Origin of the sequence: Virgibacillus proomii, assembly GCF_018916875.1 — a bacterium.
In the GTDB taxonomy this organism is placed as follows: Bacteria; Bacillota; Bacilli; order Bacillales; family Amphibacillaceae; genus Virgibacillus; species Virgibacillus proomii_B.
Genome location: NZ_JAHLNO010000017.1, coordinates 84386 through 108299, shown reverse-complemented (window position 1 = coordinate 108299; position 23914 = coordinate 84386). Strand labels below are relative to the sequence as shown.

The 23914-nt window shown below is 35.8% G+C and carries 19 protein-coding genes and 1 pseudogene; 6 read left to right on the top strand and 14 right to left on the bottom strand.

From position 1 onward, the window contains the following. Both KQI21_RS06725 and KQI21_RS06720 read right to left on the bottom strand, forming a co-directional pair. Positions 1–1134 (bottom strand): annotated as a pseudogene (locus KQI21_RS06725) (IS110 family transposase); the annotation flags it as partial. Positions 1135–1291: 157 nt separating this feature from the next. Then, positions 1292–1483 carry a YkzI domain-containing protein gene (locus KQI21_RS06720; RefSeq protein WP_216483405.1) on the bottom strand — a complete coding sequence of 64 codons (192 nt, stop codon included), beginning with the start codon at positions 1481–1483 and terminating at the stop codon, positions 1292–1294. Between the two features lie 679 nt (positions 1484–2162). Between KQI21_RS06720 and KQI21_RS06715 the strand changes: the two genes are divergently transcribed. After that, positions 2163–2780: a YktB family protein gene (locus KQI21_RS06715; RefSeq protein ID WP_216483404.1), complete on the top strand. Its 618-nt coding sequence runs from the start codon at positions 2163–2165 to the stop codon at positions 2778–2780. A gap of 155 nt (positions 2781–2935) precedes the next feature. Here the strand turns inward: KQI21_RS06715 and KQI21_RS06710 are convergent, their stop codons facing one another. The 3 genes from KQI21_RS06710 to KQI21_RS06700 form a co-directional block, all read right to left on the bottom strand. Further along, positions 2936–3223: a UPF0223 family protein gene (locus KQI21_RS06710; RefSeq protein WP_216483403.1), complete on the bottom strand. Its 288-nt coding sequence runs from the start codon at positions 3221–3223 to the stop codon at positions 2936–2938. 464 nt (positions 3224–3687) lie between these two features. Continuing rightward, the gene (locus tag KQI21_RS06705) at positions 3688–3795 is read right to left on the bottom strand and encodes a GapA-binding peptide SR1P (protein ID WP_077320290.1); all 108 of its coding nucleotides are present in this window, start codon (positions 3793–3795) and stop codon (positions 3688–3690) included. Positions 3796–4492: 697 nt separating this feature from the next. Continuing rightward, positions 4493–5368 carry a polysaccharide deacetylase family protein gene (locus KQI21_RS06700; protein ID WP_216483402.1) on the bottom strand — a complete coding sequence of 292 codons (876 nt, stop codon included), beginning with the start codon at positions 5366–5368 and terminating at the stop codon, positions 4493–4495. A 499-nt stretch (positions 5369–5867) separates the two neighbouring features. Here KQI21_RS06700 and KQI21_RS06695 point away from each other — a divergent pair, with 499 nt between their 5' ends. After that, positions 5868–7397, top strand: a complete 1530-nt coding sequence (locus KQI21_RS06695; protein WP_216483401.1) for a glycine betaine uptake BCCT transporter — start codon at positions 5868–5870, stop codon at positions 7395–7397. Positions 7398–8115: 718 nt separating this feature from the next. Then, the gene (locus KQI21_RS06690; protein ID WP_216483399.1) at positions 8116–8505 is read left to right on the top strand and encodes a thioredoxin domain-containing protein; all 390 of its coding nucleotides are present in this window, start codon (positions 8116–8118) and stop codon (positions 8503–8505) included. Between the two features lie 172 nt (positions 8506–8677). Here KQI21_RS06690 and lpdA read toward each other — a convergent pair whose 3' ends face one another. The 6 genes from lpdA to KQI21_RS06660 form a co-directional block, all read right to left on the bottom strand. Next, positions 8678–10084, bottom strand: a complete 1407-nt coding sequence (gene lpdA, locus KQI21_RS06685; RefSeq protein ID WP_216483397.1) for a dihydrolipoyl dehydrogenase — start codon at positions 10082–10084, stop codon at positions 8678–8680. Positions 10085–10087: 3 nt separating this feature from the next. Next, positions 10088–11350: a dihydrolipoamide acetyltransferase family protein gene (locus KQI21_RS06680; protein WP_216483396.1), complete on the bottom strand. Its 1263-nt coding sequence runs from the start codon at positions 11348–11350 to the stop codon at positions 10088–10090. A 23-nt stretch (positions 11351–11373) separates the two neighbouring features. Then, positions 11374–12351, bottom strand: coding sequence for an alpha-ketoacid dehydrogenase subunit beta (locus KQI21_RS06675; RefSeq protein WP_216483394.1), 978 nt, complete (start codon positions 12349–12351; stop codon positions 11374–11376). 3 nt (positions 12352–12354) lie between these two features. Then, positions 12355–13437, bottom strand: a complete 1083-nt coding sequence (gene pdhA / locus KQI21_RS06670; protein ID WP_216483392.1) for a pyruvate dehydrogenase (acetyl-transferring) E1 component subunit alpha — start codon at positions 13435–13437, stop codon at positions 12355–12357. Positions 13438–14288: 851 nt separating this feature from the next. Further along, a complete protein-coding gene (locus tag KQI21_RS06665; RefSeq protein WP_216483390.1) occupies positions 14289–14573 on the bottom strand; it encodes a hypothetical protein in 285 nt (94 codons plus the stop codon). 450 nt (positions 14574–15023) lie between these two features. Next, positions 15024–15692 (bottom strand): YkyA family protein, encoded by a 669-nt coding sequence (locus KQI21_RS06660; RefSeq protein WP_216483389.1) that lies wholly within the window; start codon positions 15690–15692, stop codon positions 15024–15026. 686 nt (positions 15693–16378) lie between these two features. Here KQI21_RS06660 and def point away from each other — a divergent pair. Further along, on the top strand, positions 16379–16930 hold the full coding sequence (gene def, locus KQI21_RS06655) for a peptide deformylase (RefSeq protein WP_216483387.1): 552 nt from the start codon (positions 16379–16381) through the stop codon (positions 16928–16930). Between the two features lie 35 nt (positions 16931–16965). Here def and KQI21_RS06650 read toward each other — a convergent pair whose 3' ends face one another. Continuing rightward, a complete protein-coding gene (locus KQI21_RS06650) occupies positions 16966–17739 on the bottom strand; it encodes a Cof-type HAD-IIB family hydrolase (protein ID WP_216483385.1) in 774 nt (257 codons plus the stop codon). A 994-nt stretch (positions 17740–18733) separates the two neighbouring features. Between KQI21_RS06650 and KQI21_RS06645 the strand changes: the two genes are divergently transcribed. Beyond that, positions 18734–18943, top strand: coding sequence for a DNA-dependent RNA polymerase subunit epsilon (locus KQI21_RS06645; protein ID WP_216483383.1), 210 nt, complete (start codon positions 18734–18736; stop codon positions 18941–18943). A 3-nt stretch (positions 18944–18946) separates the two neighbouring features. Next, complete coding sequence (gene rnjA, locus KQI21_RS06640) at positions 18947–20614, top strand: ribonuclease J1 (protein WP_216483381.1); 1668 nt, start codon at positions 18947–18949, stop codon at positions 20612–20614. Between the two features lie 39 nt (positions 20615–20653). Here the strand turns inward: rnjA and KQI21_RS06635 are convergent, their stop codons facing one another. Both KQI21_RS06635 and KQI21_RS06630 read right to left on the bottom strand, forming a co-directional pair. Beyond that, entirely contained in the window at positions 20654–21319 is a 666-nt protein-coding gene (locus KQI21_RS06635; RefSeq protein ID WP_216483379.1) for a potassium channel family protein, read from the bottom strand. A 744-nt stretch (positions 21320–22063) separates the two neighbouring features. Then, entirely contained in the window at positions 22064–23806 is a 1743-nt protein-coding gene (locus KQI21_RS06630; RefSeq protein ID WP_216483411.1) for an ABC transporter ATP-binding protein, read from the bottom strand. Positions 23807–23914: the final 108 nt, after the last annotated feature.

The following is a 23914-nucleotide window of genomic DNA, read 5'->3' as shown; positions in this document are numbered from 1 at the left end:
AATCGAAAATGCGGAATGTCGCGTAACATCTTTTCTGCACTAAATGCTACTTGCTTCGTACCTACCGCAAACAAAATTCGAATCAACTTACAACATAGTGCTATCAAGGATTGCTTTTTCTTTAACGGATTTTCTTTTCTTGTTGTAAAATATTCATGTAATGCTTTAAATGCAGGGTTATGATGGACTAAAGGCAAAATAACTTTAAACAATAGGGCTCTTAATTTAGGACGCCCCCTCTTGGTAATAACTGTTTTGCCTTTCCATTTTCCTGACGTAGCCAGTTTTAAATTTAATCCAGCTAATTTAATAATTTGTTCTGGGTGATCATAGTTGTTTAAATCCCCTACTTCTGCTAGAAATGAGGCAACTGTGCTGTCACCTACGCCTTTGATATCTTTTATTTCCTTTACACCAGGAATCGTGCTAGTAATTTCCTTTACCCTTTCCCACACGTCACTGATTTTTTCGTGAAGAAGAGTATATTGGTCCATTAAGATTTTAATTTTTAACCTGGCCAGGTTTTTGCCTTCCTTAATGAATGCCAATAGAATGGCGTGCAGCTTCTTTTAGCTGGCGGATCTTTTTCAATCCAACTCCCCTTTTAACTTTTTTACGTATTTCAGCCAAAATGGTCATTTCATCTGTTCCAGCTATTTCATCTGGAAACAAGCCCATCTTTAAGACTTGTAACGAGGAGTCCCCTTCCCATTTTGAAAAGATCATTGTATATTCTGGAAAATACCTGTCAAGCCATTGGTGGACGCGTCCTTGTACTGCTTGAAGGTCCTTTATTAATTGATCATACATATTCATGCCTTCTCGAAGATCTGCGTAAATTCCTTCCGGTAAATGCGGCTCAGAATAACGGCCATCTTGGAAGCCAGTAATGACCTGTTGGTTCCATACCAATAATCATATTTGATTTATTATGTTGGATGGCTAATTCATCTGCCCAGTGCATAAAACGGTGAAAACCTTCTAGCTCATTATTTTAAAATAAAGTGGTTTTCCAAATTCAATTCCTCGGAAATCCTGAACACGCGCAACATGCTTATTTTTAGCGATGTCGACTCCTACAATCAAAGTTTTATCCGTTAGTTGCGATATCTTTTTATTTTGTGTATAATTCATAATAGTCCTCCTTGGTTTAAATTAAGGGTCCTTTTTGCTGATTAGCTTTGGACACCTCGTATCATACCAAGAGGGCTTTTTTTGTACAATCCTCATTTTGCTTTATTACAGGAATGCTTTCCTATAGTGTAAATGAAAGCCAAATTAACCTATCTAATTATACCTGACTTAATTCCAATAATTGTTTTCTTAATTGCTTTAATCTTTCCTTACTTTTTATTATCGCTATTTTATCGTTATTTTTCATAGCATCGTATAGTGTAACCAGTTCATAATCGATTTCCATACGTATGACAGGTAATTTCTCCTCGGCTTCTTTACGATGTAGAACTTCCATTACGTATTTCAATTGGTACACACCCTTTCCATTCCCATTGCAGGATTCCTTTTAATATATTTATGAATATTTGTAGGGATTGGTTCGATACAGAGTGACCTATTCTATAAAACAAACCTTTGTTTATACATACGTAGATTTTTAACTATTCCATTCATTGAGAAAAACAGGTAAAACCATTACTTCTTTATTAAAGGGAGCATATTTATGAAAAATGTAATCTTAAATACTATATTCCCAATTATAAATTGTTCTTAAACATTTGATTTTATGCTTGAACAGCATATTACATTAATTATAATACGTATAGCTTGACTTGTTTTCATCCATACTTAATAATAATTATAAATTGTAATAAAGTGAAACTTCATTCAAGGAGTTTTATCTCAAACAGTAAATCAAAGGCAAAGTTCGCAGATGCCTTGAAAAAAGAAGCACCCTTTTTCTGCCGGTGTATTGCTGCCGCAGCAACTCTGTCCTTGAAAAAGAAAGGCACTTTTTCCGCGTGCGATGTATTGCTGCCTGGCCTGTCAATCTAAACGAATCAGGAATTTAGGTACCGTTATCTCCCAATTAGACTTCTTGGCATTCCCTCCCTCTAAAGGAAGGGCCATACAGCACCTTGATACGGGACAAAGCTAAATAGCTGATTACCTTAACAGTAAAGTTGGTTAAAGAAAGGATGAATAAGATGTCATTTACAGGTTTTGAAGAGAGAGATTTTGATACATTTACAATTGATGGACTTGAAGCTCGTATGGAAGCTATTCAAGCTCGAATTCAACCTAAGTTTAGAGAAATAGGTAACGAATTAACTGATTATTTAGCAACTCAATTAGGCAATGAGATGTTCTTACATATAGCTAAACATGCCAGAAGGACAGTTAATCCGCCTAATGATACGTGGCTAGCAGTGACCAATAACAAACGGGGCTATAAGAAACATCCACATTTTCAAGTTGGGTTGTTTGATGATCATGTATTTATTTGGTTAGCACTTATTTATGAATTGGATCATAAATCAGCAATCGCTCAAGCGTTTCTTAATGATTTTAACCGTTTAAAACAACTTCCTGAAGATTTCGTTATCTCCTTAGATCATACTAAAAAAGGTGCTAAGCAGATAAGTGATTTAGAGGAGAAAGATGTGGAACGTTTTCGAGATGTAAAAAAGGCTGAATTTTTAATTGGGCGACATTATTCTAAGGAAGATAAGCGCGTTTATAATGGCACTACTTTTTTACAGCTAGCAAAATCTACTATTGATCATTTATTGCCATTTTATAACCTTGCTTTAAATAACAAATAATTCTTTAATCCACTCAAAGTTAAATGATTTATTAGAAAAACTTGGCTTGTCGCCAAGTCTTTAGCGAAAGCCGTAGTTTTTCTTATACTATAAACCCTAAAATTTTTATACTTTCCTATAGTATAACAATATAAGGATAAAAGAGGAAAAGCTTATTAACGAAGCTTTTCCTCTTTTCTTATGGATAGAAAAGGTTTTTCAGTTGATCTTGCCTGCTTTACAGCTTGATAACCTGAATAGCCAGAACTTTGTTCAAAAGCCTTAAATAGTTTGTTTTCTTCGCTTTTCGAAGGTACAATCTGTTTAAATGCTCGATAAGCAGCCAATAATACATCACGTTCTACTTTTTTCTCATATGCCTGCTCTACTAGGGTAAAAAATTGAACCACTTGTATCACTTCTTCTTTTAGCCATGTTTCATCTATTGGATAATGATAATTCATTAAGTTACCCTCCCATGCAACAAATCTACTGTCAAAAGTTTTTTAATTAAAACTTGATACCCTTGATATTAGTACATTGTGGGCAAAAAGAATCCCTTTTATGAAAAGAATTTTGAACGCCTTTACCCACTAAGATTATAGATTGAGTGACAAGCATGACAGGGTCAAGGGTCTTACGCAACAAAGTTTGGCTCCCGTCTTTGTGTAAAGATCAATCGTCAAAACTTAATGTCGAAGAGTGTTCATATTTCTTTTGACACTACTTAAACAAACAAAAGCAACTACTTAGTCTAGTTTAAGTAAAAATACTTCGACGTGCAAGTACATCCCCTTTCAATCAAGTGATTCTCGAGTTGGGTTGGCGTAATATTTACAATGTAAAAGAAATCTGCAGTAAATTTTTTAACGTACAAAAAAGCCTGTAGAGAACAACCTTCCCTACAAGCTGACAGCTATATCGCTTATTATTTATTTTTGCGACAAGTCGGACAAGTACTATAAAGTGTAACAACTTTTTCATTTTCATATTGTTCAATGATCTTATGACAATCTTGGCATACAATAGTCCCCATTAGTGCCAACCCCTTTGCATAATATGCTAGCTTATTCATATTATAATATGTCATATTTAAAAAATCAATCCCATATAGTATGTCTCATTATATTATTATCAATTAAAACTTATGAGCTTCTTCTTTGACTCTAGCGTTTAAAGTTAATTTCCCTACTCTTTAAAAAATTGGATCAACCCTTTAGGATTTTCATGACTGGCAATCGCATATATAAATGAACAGGTAACTGCTAACTGCTAAGTAACTTATCCTGGATCTAAGGTGCCGCAAGACTCCTGTGCAACCCATTTGTAATCGACGTCCCTAAAAATGCAAAGCACTTCTTCTCGTATACGATACTTAATCAAGAAGTCCTATTTGTCCCCAAACGAGCCAGGAATTTAAGAGCCGTTTCTCTCATAAAGTTTGATAAAATAATAAACGGATTTTTTCAAATGAGAGAAATACCCCCCCCTTACATTCGGAATAAAGAAAACATGCCTCTAAAAACAGGGGGATGTCGACGATGGACGGCAAGCCCGCTTTTAGGCGGCCTTCCTTTAGATTCGAGTCGATGTTGACTTATTATAGGAAGAAGACGTGTGCTACAGCGCATAAGCTTGAACGAAGCTACTTTCAAAAAAGATATCCACTATGTAGAAACGAATCTTAGATAGTAAAAAAACGACTCTTGATAGGAGCCGTTTAAAACTTATATTTAATAATTTAAAGTTTTAATTGTGTGTGGATCAACCATTTCATAACCTTTTTCTCTTAAACCTGTCACAATATCTTTCAACGCTTTATTTGTCCATTCTCGATCATGCATCAGCAAATTTGCTCCTGGCTTCAATAGTGAATATGGCACGTCTACTTCCGGCCCCTCGCCACTTACCATGGCCTTAGTCAGTTTTTTAGCGTCTTGATAAGGAGCAAAATAGTCATAACCATATGTCCAGTTCATAATAACCATACCTTCTTGTTTAGCAACTTGTTTGGAGTGATCTGTATTCATACCATGTGGAGCACGAAAAAATTTAGGACGTTCTCCAATTATTTCTTCAATTTGATCACTAACTTTAACAATTTCTTTTGTTTGTTCTTGTTCTGTTAAATCTGGAAGTTTTGCATGACTGTATGTATGGTTACCAATAACAAATCCCATGTCGTGAATTTGCTTAAGGAAATCCTTTTGTTCTTTCGTATGTAAAAAATGTCCATTAACAAAAAAGATTGCATTGGCATCTAGTTGTTTTAATGTTTTAGCCATGTCCAAAAAATATTTATCCGGAACGTCATCAATTGTTAATAGGACTACCTTTTCGTTTATATCCTTATTAATTGGTACAATTGTAGCATTTTCAGCTACTGTATATTTAGGACCGTCTTGCTCCGTTATTTCTTTTGTTTTCACTTGTGCCTTTTCTTGCTTATCTTCAGCGTTTTGGGAGCTATGTTCTACTTGAAAGCCAGTCTCTTTTTCTTCTTTTGGATTTTCTCTCTTTGTAGATTGATTATTTTCAAAGTTTTCATTGGCACATCCGGCAAGCAAGATAGTGATAATAAGTGCTATAATGATTCCGACTTTCCTCATTCAATCCCTCCTGATTATACAATCTCGAATATTGTCTCCATTATTATAAACTTCAGGAAAAATATTGACAATGAAAACTGAGAAAAAATTGGCTTGTCGCCAAGTCTTTATGGCGAAAGCTATAGTTTTTCTTATACTATAAAGCCTAAAGTTTTATCCCGCATGTAAGGTGCCGTAAGACCTGAGTTGATACAAAAGGGTCTAAGTGGGAGAAAACGGCACCTAAATGCCCGATTCGTTCAACTAACATTCAGTAGGAGAGGGAAGAAAACTCCTACTGAATGAAGTTTCACTTTATACTTTCCTATAGTATAAAAAAGCAGATGCTTTTGACATCATATTTTGGCTTTTTAAATTATTTGGAACTGGTTATTTATAGTCTGTCAGGGAATAGTAAAAACAAGTTTTGTTATTTGAATAAATACCATGCTATATGTTTTAATACAATAAGTACGTCTACATAATTAACCAAAAAATAAAAATAGAAAGGATTATTTTTGTGAAAAAAGTAACACGAGTATTTTATATTTCAGCAATTGTTGTAGCATTATTTATTATTTGGGGAATCATTCCAAAAGACGTATGGCCAAATGCCAATTTGGATAATGTTACAAACATTATTCAAACATTTCTTGTAGATAAATTTGGTTGGTTTTATTTATTAAGTGCAACCGCATTTGTTGTGTTTTCGATCTATCTGATATTTTCCAAATATGGGAACATTAAATTAGGGCGACCTGGTGACAAGCCGGAATACAGCTACTTAACCTGGTTCGCCATGCTATTTAGCGCCGGAATGGGGATTGGGCTAGTGTTTTGGGGAGCTGCTGAACCAATATCCCATTATCATACACCACCGTTTGGTGCGAAAGAAACAGATGATGCGGCTATAACCGCCATGCAATATAGCTTCTTTCATTGGGGTGTTCACCCATGGGCGATTTATGCAACTATCGCACTTGCGCTAGCGTATTTCAAATTTCGTAAACAAGCCCCTGGAGTTGTAAGTGCTGTCCTTGAACCAATTTTTGGCGATCGAATTAAAGGTACATGGGGTACAGTAATTGATTTTATTGTTGTATTCGCAACAATATTTGGGGTCTCCACTTCACTTGGCTTAGGAGCAATCCAAATTAGCGGAGGGCTTTCCTATGTAACTGGATTAGAATCCACTATCACCGTACAGCTTATTATTATTGCCATTGTTACTGTATTTTATATAACTTCAGCAATGACAGGACTGAATAAAGGGATCAAATATTTAAGTAACGCAAATCTTGCTCTTGCAGTACTACTTATGTTATTCGTTTTATTTTTAGGTCCAACTAATTTTATTATGAATTATTTTACTACTACATTAGGAAGCTATATTCAAAATTTGCCTAGTATGAGCTTACGCATGACACCGTTTAGCGAGGCAAATTCAGATTGGCAAAATAAATGGACCTTCTTTTATTGGGCCTGGTGGATTGCATGGGCACCCTTTGTAGGAACGTTTATAGCAAGGGTTTCACGCGGGAGAACGATTCGCGAATTCGTTTTAGGTGTTATACTTGTGCCAACAATTTTCGGTGCACTATGGTTCTCCGTTTTCGGCGGTTCCGCTATTCACTTAGAAGTTTTTAAGGATGCAAATATTATTCAGACGATAAATGATCTAGGAGAAGAAACAGCATTATTTGCTGTATTGGAAAAATTCCCGATTAGTACGGTAATCTCGGTTATCGCTATTTTACTAATCTGTACCTTTTTTATCACCTCAGCAGATTCAGCAACCTTTGTGCTTGGTATGCAAACAACTGGAGGAAGCCTTGATCCTGCAAACTCTGTCAAATTTATTTGGGGTATCATTCAATCAAGTGCCGCAGCTGTACTTCTTTGGCAGGGTGGATTAAGCGCCCTACAAACTGCATCAATTATTGCCGCCTTCCCATTTGCAATTATTATGATTCTGGTAATTTTCTCCTTAGTAAAATCATTTAGGAGAGAAGCAAAAGAATTTGATTTAACCGGAAAAAGAAAAGGGTAAGGAGCTTAAACTGACACCTATGTCTAGGACAAACTAAAAAAGAGTTGTGCATCTAGAAGATGATTTCTATATTGAATAGGAGTCATCTTCTTTAAATTCCATTGATAGCGGATTTATTTTGCTTTACCTCATCTAATGTTTGACAAGGATTTATAATCTACACTTGTCCTTGAAATAGAAAAACACTCTTTTTCGTGTGGTGTGCGTTGTCGAAGCCTATCTTGTCTTTGAAAAAGAAAGGCACTTTTCCTTCGTGTAGTGTGTACTGCTAATGAAGCTTAGCCTGTCCTGTCCAATTGGGCATTTAGATACCGTTTTCTCCCACTTTGACATCTTCATTTTCTCATAACTGTTGAAATGGGAGTCTTAAAAAACCTTAGATGCAGATAAAACTTCGTCATTGCTACGTAGTTAAAACACTTATTCCAGTCCCCGAACAACTAAATCACTTCCCCCAACAAATCCATTCTGTCTTATTTCTTCACAAATTATGAATCGTTTCTAAAAAGAATGGATCATAATATCCAACCACTTATAATATAGAAATTGCTAGTGCATTCGACAAATAGCGATTATTTATTACTGTTTCATGTTAGAATCAGTAAATTTATTACCAAATCTAACATAACACTTTCAACTTAATAACAGTTTGTTTACAGCAAAGTTTAGCACCTATATATTTGTTAAACTTATAAATAGGAATACGACAGTAAAGTAGGTGAGGATAATTAAACGAATCGTCCCCATTTTTATTTCTTTATTGCTACTGGTAGTTAGTTGCGGAGAATCAAATGCTTCTACCATTAATATTATATCTTTTCAACCAAAGGAGTATGATGTAGTATTCTACACCCATTCCACTAATAATAAGTTGGAAAACATCTATTACGATGCGATTATTGAAATTAAAGCTAATTATCCGAATGAATTTAGTCCTGTAGAAACCGAGAAAAAAGAGCTTTCTGAAGTAAAAGAACTCATAGATCCTGCCTCTCCCACATTGCTAATCGCAAAAAACGGAAAGACAGTTGAGCGAATATCTGGGCAAGTATCCAAACAAGAAATTATAAAAAAGTTGAAACAAATAGTTGCGGAGGAAACAACATAATTATATAATGTATCACTTGACTATGTATATGTATTTTTCATATTCATGAGTTTGCCGCATAAGCTAGACAAAACTACTCTCAAAAACGATATCTATCATGTAAGAACGGATATCGTTTGCTGGATAATAAAAAGGAGAGCAACCTTTAAAAGATTAGCTCTCCCATTTTATTTTATAACATATGAATTGGTGTACCTAAAGCAACTTCAGCAGCTTCCATGGTAATTTCTCCAAGTGTTGGATGAGCATGGATGGTTAAGGCGATATCCTCTGCTGTCATTCCAGCTTCGATAGCTAGTCCTAATTCTGCAATCATATCACTTGCGTTAGGACCGGCAATTTGTGCACCAATAACTAAGCCATCCTCTTTACGTGTGATCAATTTCATAAATCCATCACTATCGTTTAATGACAATGCACGACCATTGGCAGCAAATGGGAATTTAGCAGCTTTTACATCGAATCCAGCATCTTTTGCTTCTTGCTCTGTATAACCAACGGTAGCTAATTCTGGTTCAGAGAATACAACTGCTGGCATACCAATATAATCAATTTCAGCTTTTTCACCGCTAATTGCTTCAGCAGCTACTTTACCTTCATAAGAAGCCTTATGAGCTAGTGGCATTCCTGAAACAACATCACCAATAGCATAGATATTATCAAAGTTTGTACGGCATTGCTTATTAATTTTAATTAGACCACGATCATCCATTTCAATACCGACTTGTTCTAGTCCAAGTTCGTCTGTATTTGGACGGCGACCAACTGTTACCAATACATAATCGGCTTCAACAGTTTCTGATTTTCCATTAACTTCATATGTTACTTTCACACCGTCTTTCGACTCTTCCACACCTTTAGCCATTGCTTCCGTGATAATCGTAACATTTTTGTTTTTCAGGCGCTTTTTAACCACCTGTCTCATTTGTTTTTCGAAACCGCCAAGGATGTCCTTCGTTCCTTCCAATACCGTAACTTCTGTACCGAAATTAGCGTAAGCAGTTCCCAGCTCCGTACCAATGTATCCTCCACCAATAACGACCATTTTTTTAGGAATTTCTTTAAGGTTAAGCGCACCTGTAGAATCTAATACACGGTCGGAAAATTTAAAGCCTGGTATTTCAATTGGTCTAGAACCTGTTGCAATAATACAGTTATTAAACGTATATGTTTGTGACTTTTTATCATCCATAATTTTTACTGTATTTTTATCTACAAAGTAAACTTCACCTTTAACAATATCAACTTTATTCCCTTTTAATAGCCCTTGGACTCCAGAAGTAAGCTTTTTAACGACACTGCCCTTCCACTCTTGCACTTTGGAAAAATCAATGGACACATTTTCCGTTTTAATACCGAGTTCTTCATTACCTCGTGCATGTACAGCCAGATGGCCAGCTTGAATCAATGCTTTTGAAGGAATACATCCTACATTTAAACAAACTCCACCTAATGCGCCTTTGTCCGCGATCGTTACTTTTTGTCCAAGTTGAGCAGCACGAATAGCTGCAACATATCCACCAGGACCAGCTCCAACGACAAGTGTGTCTACTTCAATTGGGAAATCTCCTACTACCATACCTTACGCCTCCATCATAATTAATTGTGGATCGCTTAATAATCGCTTGATTTGATTTAGAGCTTTTTGTGCCGTAGCTCCATCAATAATGCGATGATCAAAGCTTAATGATAATGCGAGTACAGGTGCAATGACTACCTCTCCATCACGAGCAATTGGTTTTTCTGCAATACGTCCAATACCAAGAATTATTGCTTCTGGATAGTTTAGTACTGGAGTAAACCATTGACCGCCTGCAGATCCGATATTAGTAATTGTATTCGTTGCACCTTTCATCTCATCTGGTGCTAGTTTACCACTTCTAGCCTTGTCTGCCAATTCATTAATCTCTTTGGAAATTTCAAAAATAGATTTGCGATCAGCATGTTTAACTACTGGAACTAGTAAACCTTTATCTGTATCTGCTGCAATCCCAATATTGTAGTAGTGTTTGTGAACAATTTCATTTGTTTCATCATCTACAGAAGCATTAAGGATAGGATACTTTTTCGATGCAGAAACTAACGCTTTTACAACGTATGGTAAATAAGTCAGCTTGATTTCCTGTTCGGCTGCAATTGGCTTAAATTTCTTACGATGAGCCACTAATGCAGTAACATCTACTTCATCTAGTAAGGTAACGTGAGGCGCTTTTGTTTTAGAATTAACCATTGCATTAGCTATTGCTTTGCGAATTCCACTCATTGTTTCACGAGTTTCTGGGAAGTCACCTGCAGTAGCTGTTGCAGCTGTTTTCTCTGTATTAGCCGTTTCTTCAGTTTTAACCTCTGCTGCAGCGGGTTGATCTCCCTTCAGATAGCTATCAATATCTTCTTTCAGGATGCGACCATTCTTTCCTGATCCAGTTACATCCGAAATGTTCACACCATTGTCGCGAGCATATTTTCTGACAGATGGCATTGCGATAACTCGTTTATCTTGATCTTTGCTATCAGCAGCTTGAGTAGTTACTTCTTTTGTTTCTTCAGCTTTAGGTGCTTGTGCTTCTTCTTCTGAATCTTCTAATACCTTATCATCTGACTCATAACCCTCTGCATCAAATGAAATAAGTGTATCACCAACAACTGCTACTGTTCCTTCTTCAACATGAATTTTTTCTACTGTACCATCAACTGGAGAAGGGATTTCAACAACTGCTTTATCATTTTGAACCTCACATAGGACGTCATCCTCTTTTACTTCGTCACCTTCTTTGACGAACCACTTGACGATTTCACCTTCGTGAATTCCTTCTCCGATATCAGGTAATTTAAAATTAAAAGCCATAAAATTTTACCTCCTGTCTCTTATTAAAAGTTCATGACACGGTTTACTTTTTCAATGATGTCTTTGTGATTAGGTAACCATACTTCTTCCGCTTCAGAAAATGCATAAACGGTGTCAGGAGCGGTAACACGTAATACAGGAGCTTCTAGATGCAAAATGGCACGTTCTTGAATTTCTGCAATAACATTTGCAGCAACCCCTGCTTGACGTTGAGCCTCTTGAACAACAACTACACGATTTGTTTTCTTTACGGATGTAATAATTGTATCAATATCTAGAGGTGAAACAGTACGTAAGTCAATAACTTCAGCGCTTATTCCGTCTTTTTCCAGTTCATCTGCTGTTTTAAGACAAGCATGAACCATTGCGCCATAAGCAATTAATGTTACATCTGTACCTTCTCGTTTTACATCAGCTTTATCTAAGTCAATGGTATACTCTTCTTCAGGAACCTCTTCACGGAATGAGCGATACAGCTTCATATGCTCTAAGAATAACACTGGATCGTTGTTACGAATTGCCGAGATCAACAAGCCTTTTGCATCATACGGTGTTGATGGAATGACCACTCTAATTCCTGGTTGTTGAGCAATTAATCCTTCTAAAGAGTCAGCGTGTAATTCGGGCGTATGCACTCCGCCGCCAAATGGTGAACGAATTGTAATAGGGTTTATGTGTGTACCACCAGAACGATAACGCATACGTGACATTTGTCCGCTAATTGAATCCATTACTTCATAAACGAAGCCGAAGAATTGAATTTCTGGTACAGGACGAAATCCTTGTAAAGCAAGTCCAATGGAAAGACCGCCAATTCCTGATTCTGCTAGTGGTGTATCAAATACACGTTCTTCACCAAACTCAGCTTGTAATCCATCAGTAGCACGGAACACGCCGCCATTTTTACCGACATCTTCCCCAAATACAAGCACATTTTCATCATTTTTGAGTTCTGTGCGTAACGCGTCTGTAATGGCTTGAATCATTGTCATCTGTGCCATGATTTACTTCGACTCCTTTTCTTTATATTCTTCCATTTGTTCTTGTAAATTATATGGAAGTTCTTCAAACATATTTGAAATTAAATCTGTAACTTTTTGTTTTGGATATTGGTCAGCCTGTTTAATGGCTTGCTTAATATCTTCCTTCGCTTCTTCAATCACTTTATTTTCTTCTTCTTCTGACCATAGATTTTTACTTTCTAGGAACTTACGGAAACGAACAAGTGGATCTTTCTTTTCCCATTCGTTATCCAAGTCTTCCGTACGGTAACGAGTTGGATCATCTCCAGCCATTGTATGTGGACCATAACGGTAAGTTAATGTCTCAATAAGCATTGGACCATTACCGCTAATTGCATGATCTCTGGCATGCTTCGTAGCAGCATAGACAGCCAGTACGTCCATACCATCAACTTGAATACCTTCTATCCCAGCAGCTACCGCTTTTTGTGCGAGTGTTTTAGCATTTGTTTGCTTTTCAACTGGAACGGAAATAGCGAAGAAGTTGTTTTGTACAAAGAAAATCGCTGGTGCCTTATATGCTCCTGCAAAGTTAATTCCTTCATAAAAATCACCTTGTGAAGTTCCACCATCACCAGTATAAGTAACAGCAACATTTTTCTTGCCGCGCTTCTTCATTCCTAATGCTACACCAGCAGCTTGAACATATTGTGCACCAATAATAATCTGTGGACTTAGTGCATGAACTCCTTCTGGCATTTGATTTCCATGAAAATGGCCTCTAGAAAATAAAAATGCTTGGTATAATGGAAGTCCGTGCCAAATTAATTGCGGTACATCCCTATATCCTGGAAGAATAAAATCTTCTTTTTCAAGCGCAAATTGGCTTCCTAACTGTGATGCTTCCTGTCCTGCAGTCGGAGCATAGAAACCTAGGCGACCTTGACGATTTAATGCAATGGAGCGCTGATCTAATACTCTAGTGTAAACCATTCTGCGCATAAGCTCTTTTAATTCATCATCTGAAAGATCGGGCATATCATCTTTATTGACAATCTTTCCATCTTCGTTAAGAATTTGGAACGTTTCGAACTGACTTTCAACACTTTCTAATACGTGTTTCAAAATAGTTCACCTCTTCCTTTCTTATATCCTTTTAGTATTATTATTTCTAGCCTACCCAAAAACGAAAAAAACTGTACTTCTTTTAAAGGTATTCCCTTTTTTTGCTTGTGAATAATCCCCAGAGACGTACAATTTATACCATCCTCTAAGACTATTTACGGCTGATAATTATTTGCACTTACTAGAAAAAGATATTCACAAAACTGTTACATAAAAATGCAAAAAAATATTAGTACAATTTCTTTTCATCTAAATTCTAGCTTAATTATTTGTAACGGTCAAACACTTTGTTTTCATTATGTACTTTTTACATAAATTGAAAAATAACCATTTTTATTAAAACGCTTTCTCCACTTCCTGTTATAGTACTTTTTCTTATCTGTATTATTACAAACAATTATTTTCCAATATAAAAATTACTTGATATCTCATATTTTATACAGCTTGCCAAGTTAAAAATTACACTCGTTGCACTCCGATTACAATTTTTAGGAATTGACAAACAATAATACGTTAATTTTTATGGAATAACTTGAAGTCTTAGAAGTATTATTTGGTACGATATATTAGTAAGCTTTTTATAAAGGAACTGTCCGCATCCCCTATATCATGTATTCTCGATGCTTCTCCCTTACATTTATACTTGTACAATAAAGTGAAACTTCAGTCCGTGGAACAAGGAATGTTAGTTGAACCAATCGGGCATTTAGGTGCCGGTTTCTCACACTCCTCCATGTTTACTCAACTCTTATTGAGAGAAACTTACGGCACCTTACATGCGGGATAAAAATTACGGGCAATGCATGTTCATACTTTATCTTTTCATAACGAACAAAAGCTAGAAGCGTCGTTTAGCGGTGCATAAATAGAAGCTCTTCTGGCAAGACAACGGAAACTTCATTCAAAGAGCACTTTTTCTGCGTGCGATGTAGTGCTGCCGTAGCTTCTCTGTCCTTGAAAAGAAAAACACTTTTCTGCGTGCGATGTAGTGCTGTCGTAGCTTCTCTGTCCTTGAAAAGAAAAACACTTTTCTGCGTGCGATGTAGTGCTATCGTAGCTTCTCTGCCCTTGAAAAGAAAAACACTTTTCTGCGTGCGATGTAGTGCTATCGAAGCTTTTCTTGTCCTGTCGCCCAAACGAACGGGGATTTAGAAGCCGTTTTTCTCATCAGTAAGCAAAATCATAAGCACATTTTTAAAATGAAAAACATAGAGATCCTTACATTCGTGATAAAGAAAACATGACTCTAAAACAGGTATGCCGACGCCTGAGCGGCAAGCCCGCTTTAGTTGGCCCTCCTTCAGATTCGATTCGATGTTGGCTTATCGTAGGAAGGAGATCGGAGTGTGCTTATACGTTCGAACGCTTAATTTGGACGAAGTTACTTTTTTAGAAAAACTTGGCTTGTCGCCAAGTCTTTATGGCGAAAGCCGTAGTTTTTCTTATACTATAAACCCTAAAATTTTATGCTTTCCTATAGTCAAAAAAGTTATCCATAATGTATAAAAGGGATATAGTTTTTTAAACTTAAAAAAGCACCTCTTTTTTTAAGAGAATGCTTCTAAACCTTACTTCTCTTCAGACAATTACTTGTCCGAATCTTTATTAGTTCCTTCTATTCCTGCTTGTTTATAAAAGCCTTGCTTAACTTTATTATATTCCTGTGTATATTTATTAAATTCTTTATTAAACTCAATTACTTTATTGTAAGTTTCATTTATTTTATTAACTTGATCAGTTAAAGTCTTTTGTTCTAAATCTTTTTTAGGCAGCATTTCATACATTTCTTTTTCTAACTTCAATGCATCGTTGTAGGCTTTATTTAATTTACCGTAGGAATTATAACGCTGAGTCATTACTTTGTTCATTTTATCAGCGGTTGCTTTTACTTCTTTATCTTCCAGATCATTTATTAATTCCTCAATATTTGAAAATTCTTCTCTAGCCTGCTTAATACTTTCCTGCTCTTTTTTAATTGCTTCTTTTCGTTTATCAACCGTTTCAAGCGCTTGTTCCGAACGTTTTTTTATTTGATCCATTTCATCCATGCCCAGATCGATTATTTTATTATATAATTTTTGTTCTTGCCTTTCTAAATCTGTTATTTTACTTTGCTGTTTTTCAAACCCTTCTTCTAAAGCTACCGCTTCTTCCAAATGGTTCTGGATTTTTTCTTCCGAGGTTTTACTACTACACGCAGTGATTAAAATTGAAAGTATAATTACTGCGATAATTACTAACTTCTTTATTGACATGAAACTCTAACCTCCTACAACTTTGCTGAACCAAATATTATGTTTTTTAGTATAACATAAATCAGTTTGTACAAAAATCAAAAACGGACAAAGTAAATTTTTTATTCATAAAATCAATCTTCATTCAAGAAGCGTTTTTCTCTACAAAGAGTAGATCAAAAGGCTAAGTTCGCAGGCGGCCTTGAAAAACTGCGATGTAGTGCTGTCGTAGTTCCTTCTTGTCCTTGAAAAGAAAAACACTTTTCTGCGTGCGGTGTGTTGCTGTCGTAGCCAACTCTGTCCTTGAAAAAGAAGAACGCTTTTTCTGCGTGCGAAGTATCGCTGTCGTGGTTGTTTCTTCTCCTTGAAAAAGGAAAGCACTTTGAAAAAGGAAAGCACTTTTTCTGCGTGCGATGCTTATTCGGGAAGTCTTACTTGTCCTGTCGGCCGAACGAATAGGGATTTAGGATCCGTTTCTCTCAGTTGTCTTGTCTATAACTCTGGAAGTACGAAATTCTTACGGCAATTAGATGCTGGATTAAAAGTTCTTCCAATCTAAAAAGCTAGTAATATAACAGTAATCGCGCTTATCCTTGTTTAAAATGAACCTATTAATGCCTATATCCCTATCCAATAGTCAAAATATGCTATAACACATATAAATATGATAAAATAATTAATGGAATGTTGGAATAGGAGTGGTACGTGTGATTACTATGAAAGACATTGTTCGGGAGGGTCACCCTTCACTGACAAAAGTTTCTGAAGGGGTAACAATCCCGTTAGAAGACAAAGATAAACATTTGCTGGAAAAAATGCTTCAATTTCTAAAAAATAGTCAAGATGATGAAATGGCTAAAAAATATCAATTACGTGCTGGCGTGGGCTTAGCTGCACCCCAGCTTGGAGTGAATAAACGTTTAATAGCAGTTCACTTTGAAGCACCAAATGGAAGAAAATATAGCTATGGACTGGCTAATCCTAAAATCATCAGTCATTCTGTAGAAAAAACATACCTTCCAGGCGGGGAAGGCTGCTTATCTGTAGATCGTGATGTTGAAGGTTATGTTCCACGGCATGCACGGATAACCGTAAGTGCAACAACGATGCAAGGAGAACTTGTGAAATTACGCTTAAAAGGCTATGCAGCAGTTGTATTTCAGCACGAGATTGATCATTTAAACGGTATTATGTTCTATGATCACATTAATAAACAAAACCCTTTTGCTGTTCCTGAGAACGCAAAACCTGTAGAATAAATATAGCGGCAGCTGTCTAACTGCCGCTATATTTATTAAATTAATCTTAACTGTTTTAATCCCTTAGCTATCCCATCTTTTTCAACATGATCTGTTGTATAATCAGCTACTGTTTTCAATTCTTGAATAGCATTACCCATAGCTACACCAGTGCCGATTTCCTTAATCATCTCCATGTCATTTAAACCGTCCCCAAATGCATACGTATCTTCAATGTTTAATCCGCTTGCTTCAATTAATTTTTTAACTCCGACAGCCTTTGAACCACCTTGAGGTATAATATCGCATGAATACTCATGCCAGCGTAGAAAATGTAATGCTTTATGGTCTTTTGCAAATAACTTTTCTTCTTTCTCATCACAAAATAGTAGTGCTTGATAAATCGACTCCTGTTTATAAAAAGCAGGGTCAACGTCCGGGTAACTAAAATCTAAACTTTTTAGACTTTTATCAATAAACGGGTGATCCGGAACAGTTGCCTTCATTTGTTGGTGATTCATAAAAACTATCGGAAATTTATGTTTCAGAGTTGCTTGGTATAAATCCGCCAGTTCATCGCTGTTGATCGGATTTGTATAAACTTCTTCTTCTTCAAACACCACATATTGTCCATTAAAGCTGACAAATGAGTGAATATTTAATTCTTTACGAATATGTTCAAACATAAATGGAGCTCTTCCGGTGGCTATGGCTACATAAACTCCATTATCCTGCAGCTGTTTAATCGCTTGCTTAGTGGAACTTGGAATTTTGTTTGTTTCGTTTAATATAGTACCATCAATATCAAAGAACACAATTTTTTTATGCATATTTCTTCCCCTTCTCTCTCAATGTATAAAATAATTTTCTCTGCTTAAACTAAAGTATAGTTATAAGGATACTTCATTCAGTGGGACTTTCCTTTATCCCCCTACCCCTGTCTATCGGCCCAAGCGAATTGGACAATTAGGTACCGTTACGTTAGCTTCCACTTAGACTTCTTCGTATTCTCTATAACTCTTGAAGTAAGTCAGAGTTTTCGGCAGCTTAGGTGCGTTGTAAATTCAACGGAAAACCGATGAAGGTACATAGTAACGGGACATATTTTTTTACATGCTTATCATACTTTGTTGACTCGTAGACGATGAACAAATAAATCTTTTTACGAAAAAAGTATAAAGTGAATCATCAAATCAGTGGGGGTTTTCTTTTATCCCCTACTGATTGTTAGAATGAACAGAATCGGGTATTTGACTTGCAGTTAGTTCCTCCACTTATCCTCCTGGGGTTCAGCTCGTAACATTGAAGTAGAGGTCTTACTGCCAGTTACATGTGGGATAAATAACTATTACAAGTAATTATGAAAGGGCCAAAACTAAAAACCTCTAAGCATACTACCCAGTTGCTATCATAAATATTTTTATGAAATAACGTATTTTTATTTCAAAATTCCTCAACTCATACTATACTATAGATAAGAGGGATTGGATCGGTAGATTGTATTTCTTGCTTTTCTTAGAACTTTGAAAGGAGCTGACACGTCATGTTAAAGCGTCTAAAAGAAAAGCTTAAGAAACGCTGGAAAGACTTTTTAGGTCAAGGACGTGTACCAACTACTTGTAAAAAAGACTACCATTAATCATCGATATTATTACCCAATCACAATAAAGGTACCATAAATATCGGGAAAAAGACAAAAAATATACGTGATTTGGAAAAATGACGGAGACCGTTTTAGTGGTGATTTTAAAAGGTAGGATATTTGTTTAGCAAAAAATCGTGTTCAAAATAGAAATAAAAATGAAATAATCAAGGAGAGATGAGATGATTTATAAAATATTATATCAAGAGCGGGCTGATGAAATTCCAGTTCGAGAAAGAACAAAATGTGCATACGTTGAAGGAGAATCTGTCAGAGAAGTTAGAACAAGAATAAACGAGCGCAAGTATAATATTGAATATATTCAAGCACTAGATGAAGCACATTTAGCATATGAAAAACAATCCAAAGATTTTCGCGTGGAGAACATCTAACCAATGAAGTTTGTAAAAAATGACCAAGCTGCTGTTTTTGCTCTAGGCGGGCTTGGAGAAATTGGTAAAAATACGTATGGTGTTCAATTTCAAGATGAGATTATTTTAATTGATGCAGGGATTAAATTCCCTGAAGATGAATTGCTTGGAATTGATTATGTTATTCCTGACTACACGTATTTAGTACAAAATCAGGACAAAATCAAAGGATTATTTATTACTCATGGGCATGAAGATCATATTGGAGGCATTCCTTATCTTCTCCGTGAGCTTAATGTGCCAATATATGCTGGTAAACTTGCGATAGGATTAATACGAAACAAATTAGATGAACACGGTCTATTGAGAAATGCTAAATTAATTACCATTGAAGAAGACGATTATATTAAGTTCCGTAAAACCTCGGTCAGCTTTTTCCGAACTACCCATAGCATTCCCGATTCATATGGTATTGTTGTAAAAACTCCACCAGGAAACATTGTTCACACTGGTGACTTTAAATTTGATTTTACACCAGTTGGTGAGCCTGCTAACTTAACAAGAATGGCAGAAATCGGCAGCGAGGGAGTACTTTGTCTACTATCAGATAGTACAAATAGTGAAGTTCCCGGGTTTACATTATCAGAGAGAGTGGTTGGAGGTAATATAAAAGATATTTTTAGCAGAGTTGATGGAAGAGTTATCTTTGCTACATTTGCATCAAACATCTATCGACTGCAGCAAGTAGTAGAAGCTTCTGTCCAAAATAACCGAAAGATTGCTGTATTTGGCAGAAGCATGGAGTCGGCTATTAATCTGGGACAGGAATTAGGCTATATTCAAGCTCCAAAAGATACGTTTATTGATGCAAATCAAATTAATCGTCTACCTGCTCAAGAAGTAACTATCCTTTGTACCGGATCCCAAGGTGAACCAATGGCAGCTTTATCACGAATTGCTAATGGTACTCATCGACAAATTCAAATCATTCCCGGTGATACAGTTGTATTCTCTTCGTCCCCAATCCCTGGAAATACAATTAGTGTTAGCCGGACGATTAATAAATTATACCGAGCAGGAGCAGACGTTATTCACGGCAAACTTACAAACATCCATACCTCTGGTCATGGTAGTCAAGAAGAACAAAAATTAATGCTACGGTTAATAAAACCAAAGTTCTTTATGCCGATTCATGGAGAATATCGCATGCTTAAAGAACATGTCAAATTGGCAGCTGCTTGTGATGTTGATCCAGATAATTGCTTCGTCATGGATAATGGAGATGTTTTGGCTTTAGGAAAGGATATTGCTACGATTGCTGGAAAAATCCCTTCCGGCTCCATTTATGTTGATGGAAACGGAGTCGGCGATATCGGCAATATCGTGTTAAGAGATCGCCGAATCCTTTCTGAGGAAGGTTTAGTGATTGTCGTAGTAAGTATTAATATGAAAGAGTTTAAAGTTTCTGCAGGTCCTGATATTATTTCACGAGGCTTTGTTTATATGAGGGAATCTGAAGACTTGATCAATGAAGCTCAAAAATTAGTATCTGCTCACTTAGAAAAAGTAATGGAACGTAAAACAACTCAATGGTCAGAAATCAAAAATGAAATTACCGATACAATCGCTCCATTTCTTTATGACAAAACAAAGCGCCGCCCGATGATCTTACCAATTATTATGGAAGTATAAAAAACAAACAGCCAGATCCCTTTCTGGCTGTTTGTTTTTTTATTCTTCTATAACTAAATGCTTTTCAAACCGAAAAATATCTTTATCCGCACCTATTACAATTAAAATATCGCCTTCTAAAAAACGATGGTCAGCACTTGGTGAAACATTGATATCTTTTCCATGCTTAATTGCAACAACATTACAGCCATAATTTGCCCGGATATCCAGTTCCGCCAATGTTTTACCAAGCATTTTTTCTCCAACCTTTACTTCTACAATACTATGATCATCCGAAAGCTCTAAGTAATCTAAAATATTATTGGATATAATGCTATGGGCGATTCGTTTTCCCATATCCCGCTCTGGATGTACAACTTGATCTGCCCCAATTTTATTTAAAATTTTTGCATGATAATCATTTTGTGCTTTGACGGTTATTTTTTTAATTCCTAACTCGGTTAAAATAACCGTCGTTAAAATACTAGCTTGAATATCATCACCAATCGCAACAATAACATGATCAATATTTTTAATTCCTAACTCTTTAAGAGAAACTTCATCCGTTGCATCAGCAATTACTGCATGAGATGCTATATTTTTATATTCATTAATACGATCTTCGTTATTATCAATAGCAAGTACTTCCATTCCTTCTATGCTTAACTCTTTACAAATGCTTCCTCCAAATCTTCCTAAGCCAATTACTGCAAATTCCCGTTTCATGTGTTTCCTCCATCTTTATTCTTTGTTCATAACTTATCATCGTCACTTTAGTTCTACTATACTAAATGATGTCTCGTAACAAAAGACTTTTATACTTTAAAAATCATCTACTAACCGTACATCAAAACTGAATCCTTAACTCAACTTCTTTATATTAAAGCCCGTATGTTTACTATATTACCGATGTTATCGTTTCTTGTACATTATTTTTGATTAATAAGTATACATATCTATGAAAACCAGACTAGTGTGAAGACTTCAATACCGTAACCTGACAACAACACATTTATACATAAAAACTACAGATTTTTACCCTCAACTTTTATACTTTGATTTATACCCTATTTAACGTAACAAAGCGTCAAACGCTCGGTTAGTAATTACAATCTGGAACTTCTGACGGGATAGAGTGAACTTCATTCAAGGAGTGTTTTTCTTCTTGAAAAAACGCGATGTGTCGCTGTCGTAGAACTTCTTGTCCTTGAAAAAGAAAAACGCTTTTTTGGCAGTCCTGTCGTGATGATACCGAATCAAACTTTTCCCAGTAAAAAACGGAGAATTTGTATTAGTACATCCTAAACTTATTTTGCAGGCCATTCAAGCTACTGGAGAATGTTTTGATTTCTATAACAAATTTTTTTTATTTAAAGGTCCTTCCCCAATTAGTACCGGGAAAAGACCGCTTCTTAACATACTCTTTTTCATGGTCTACTTAACAGGATTATGTGCAAAGCTGCCTCTTTTTTAAATCACATCTAACATTTGAAACTGCGATTTAATAAGTCCATAATATTTACCTTGTTTTTGCACTAGTTCTTCATGATTTCCGCTTTCAATAATTCGCCCATTTTCTAAAACAAAAATCTTATCGGCTTTACGAATGGTAGATAAGCGATGGGCGATAATAATCGCTGTTCTTTTCTTTAATAATTTAGCAAGAGCTGATTGGATTTTGATTTCTGTTTCTGTGTCTATACTTGCAGTCGCTTCATCTAATATTATTATACGTGGATCTGCCAGCAATGCTCGAGCAAAGGATAACAGCTGTCGTTCACCAGCTGATAAAATATTCCCTCTTTCTTCTACTTCCGTTTCATAACCATTGGCCATACGGTTAATAAAATCATCTGCTCCTACAAATTTGGCTGCTTGCCTTACTTCATCATCCGTTGCATTTGGTCTGCCAAATCGGATATTTTCCATAATTGTCCCTGAAAAAATAAAGGTATCTTGTAATACAATACTGATTTTCTGCCGTAAACTATCCAATCGAACATTTCGTAAATCATGCCCATCCATTTTAACACTGCCCTTTACTGGATCATAAAACCGGCTAATTAGGTTAGCAATGGTTGATTTTCCGCTTCCAGTATGACCTACTAAAGCTACTGTCTCTCCCGCTTCTATAGTTAATGATATTTCTTGCAAAGCAACTCGTTTCTCATCATACGAAAAAGATACCTTGTCAAATTCTACCTGTCCTTCTATATCAGTGAAAGCATACGCGTTTTCCTTCTCTTTTACGTTTGGTCGTTCATCTAAAAATTCAAAAATTCGTTCAGACGCCGCCATGGCCATAAGCATTTGGTTATACATCTGTCCTAATCGAGATATCGGATCCCAAAACATACCAATAAAAAATGCAAAGGAAACAAATGTACCTATACCAATTCCTCCATTTTCCGGACCTAATAAAATTAAATGGGCACCATAAGAAATTAAAATAATGGTTCCCAGTGCATTGCTCATTTCTACAAATGGTCGAAACATCGCACTTTTTCTCGTCGCTTCCCTCCAACTCTCAAAATTATCCGAATTCACCCCGTGGAAGTACTCTGCATTTTCTAGTTCTTGGGAAAACGACTGAGTAATACGCATTCCTTGTAATGCCTCATTTAGATGAGAATTCATTCTTGACTGCTGAATGCGAACTTGTTGCCATGATCTGCGAATTTTTCTACGAAGCTTTGTAGTAAGATAAAACATGAGTGGTAAGATGATCATAATCGCTAATGCTAATTTCGGACTTAGAACAAATAAAATAACAATGATCCCTATGAGAGTAACGATATCCATTAATAAATTAATAATTCCATTTGTAAACAATTCTTGCAATGAATTAATATCATTCATAATTCTTACTAAAATAGATCCGGCCGAACGTGAATCAAAAAAACGATGCGACAATCGTTGCACATGGGAAAATAAATGTTGTCTAATATCATAAATAACATTTTGCCCTAACATATTGACCCATTTAATACGAAATACATTTGCTAGATAGTTTATTAGATAGAGGACTATTATTCCTAAAACTAAATAAGTAAGCATGGTAATATTTTTATTGCTTATTACTATGTCAATGGCAACCTTCCCAATTAATATTGGGACGATTAATCGAATAAGTGTAGAAATAAGCATGGCAAGCATTGCAGCCGGTAAATAATTTTTCGAATATGGCTTTAAATAAATAAGTAAGCGCCGCATTTGCTGCCAATTAAATGGCTTTTCTATTACCTGGTCTTGCGTATAATAAAATCGCTGTAAATGGTTATGTTTCTCTTTGGTTTGTTGTTCCTTTGACAATTTATTCCC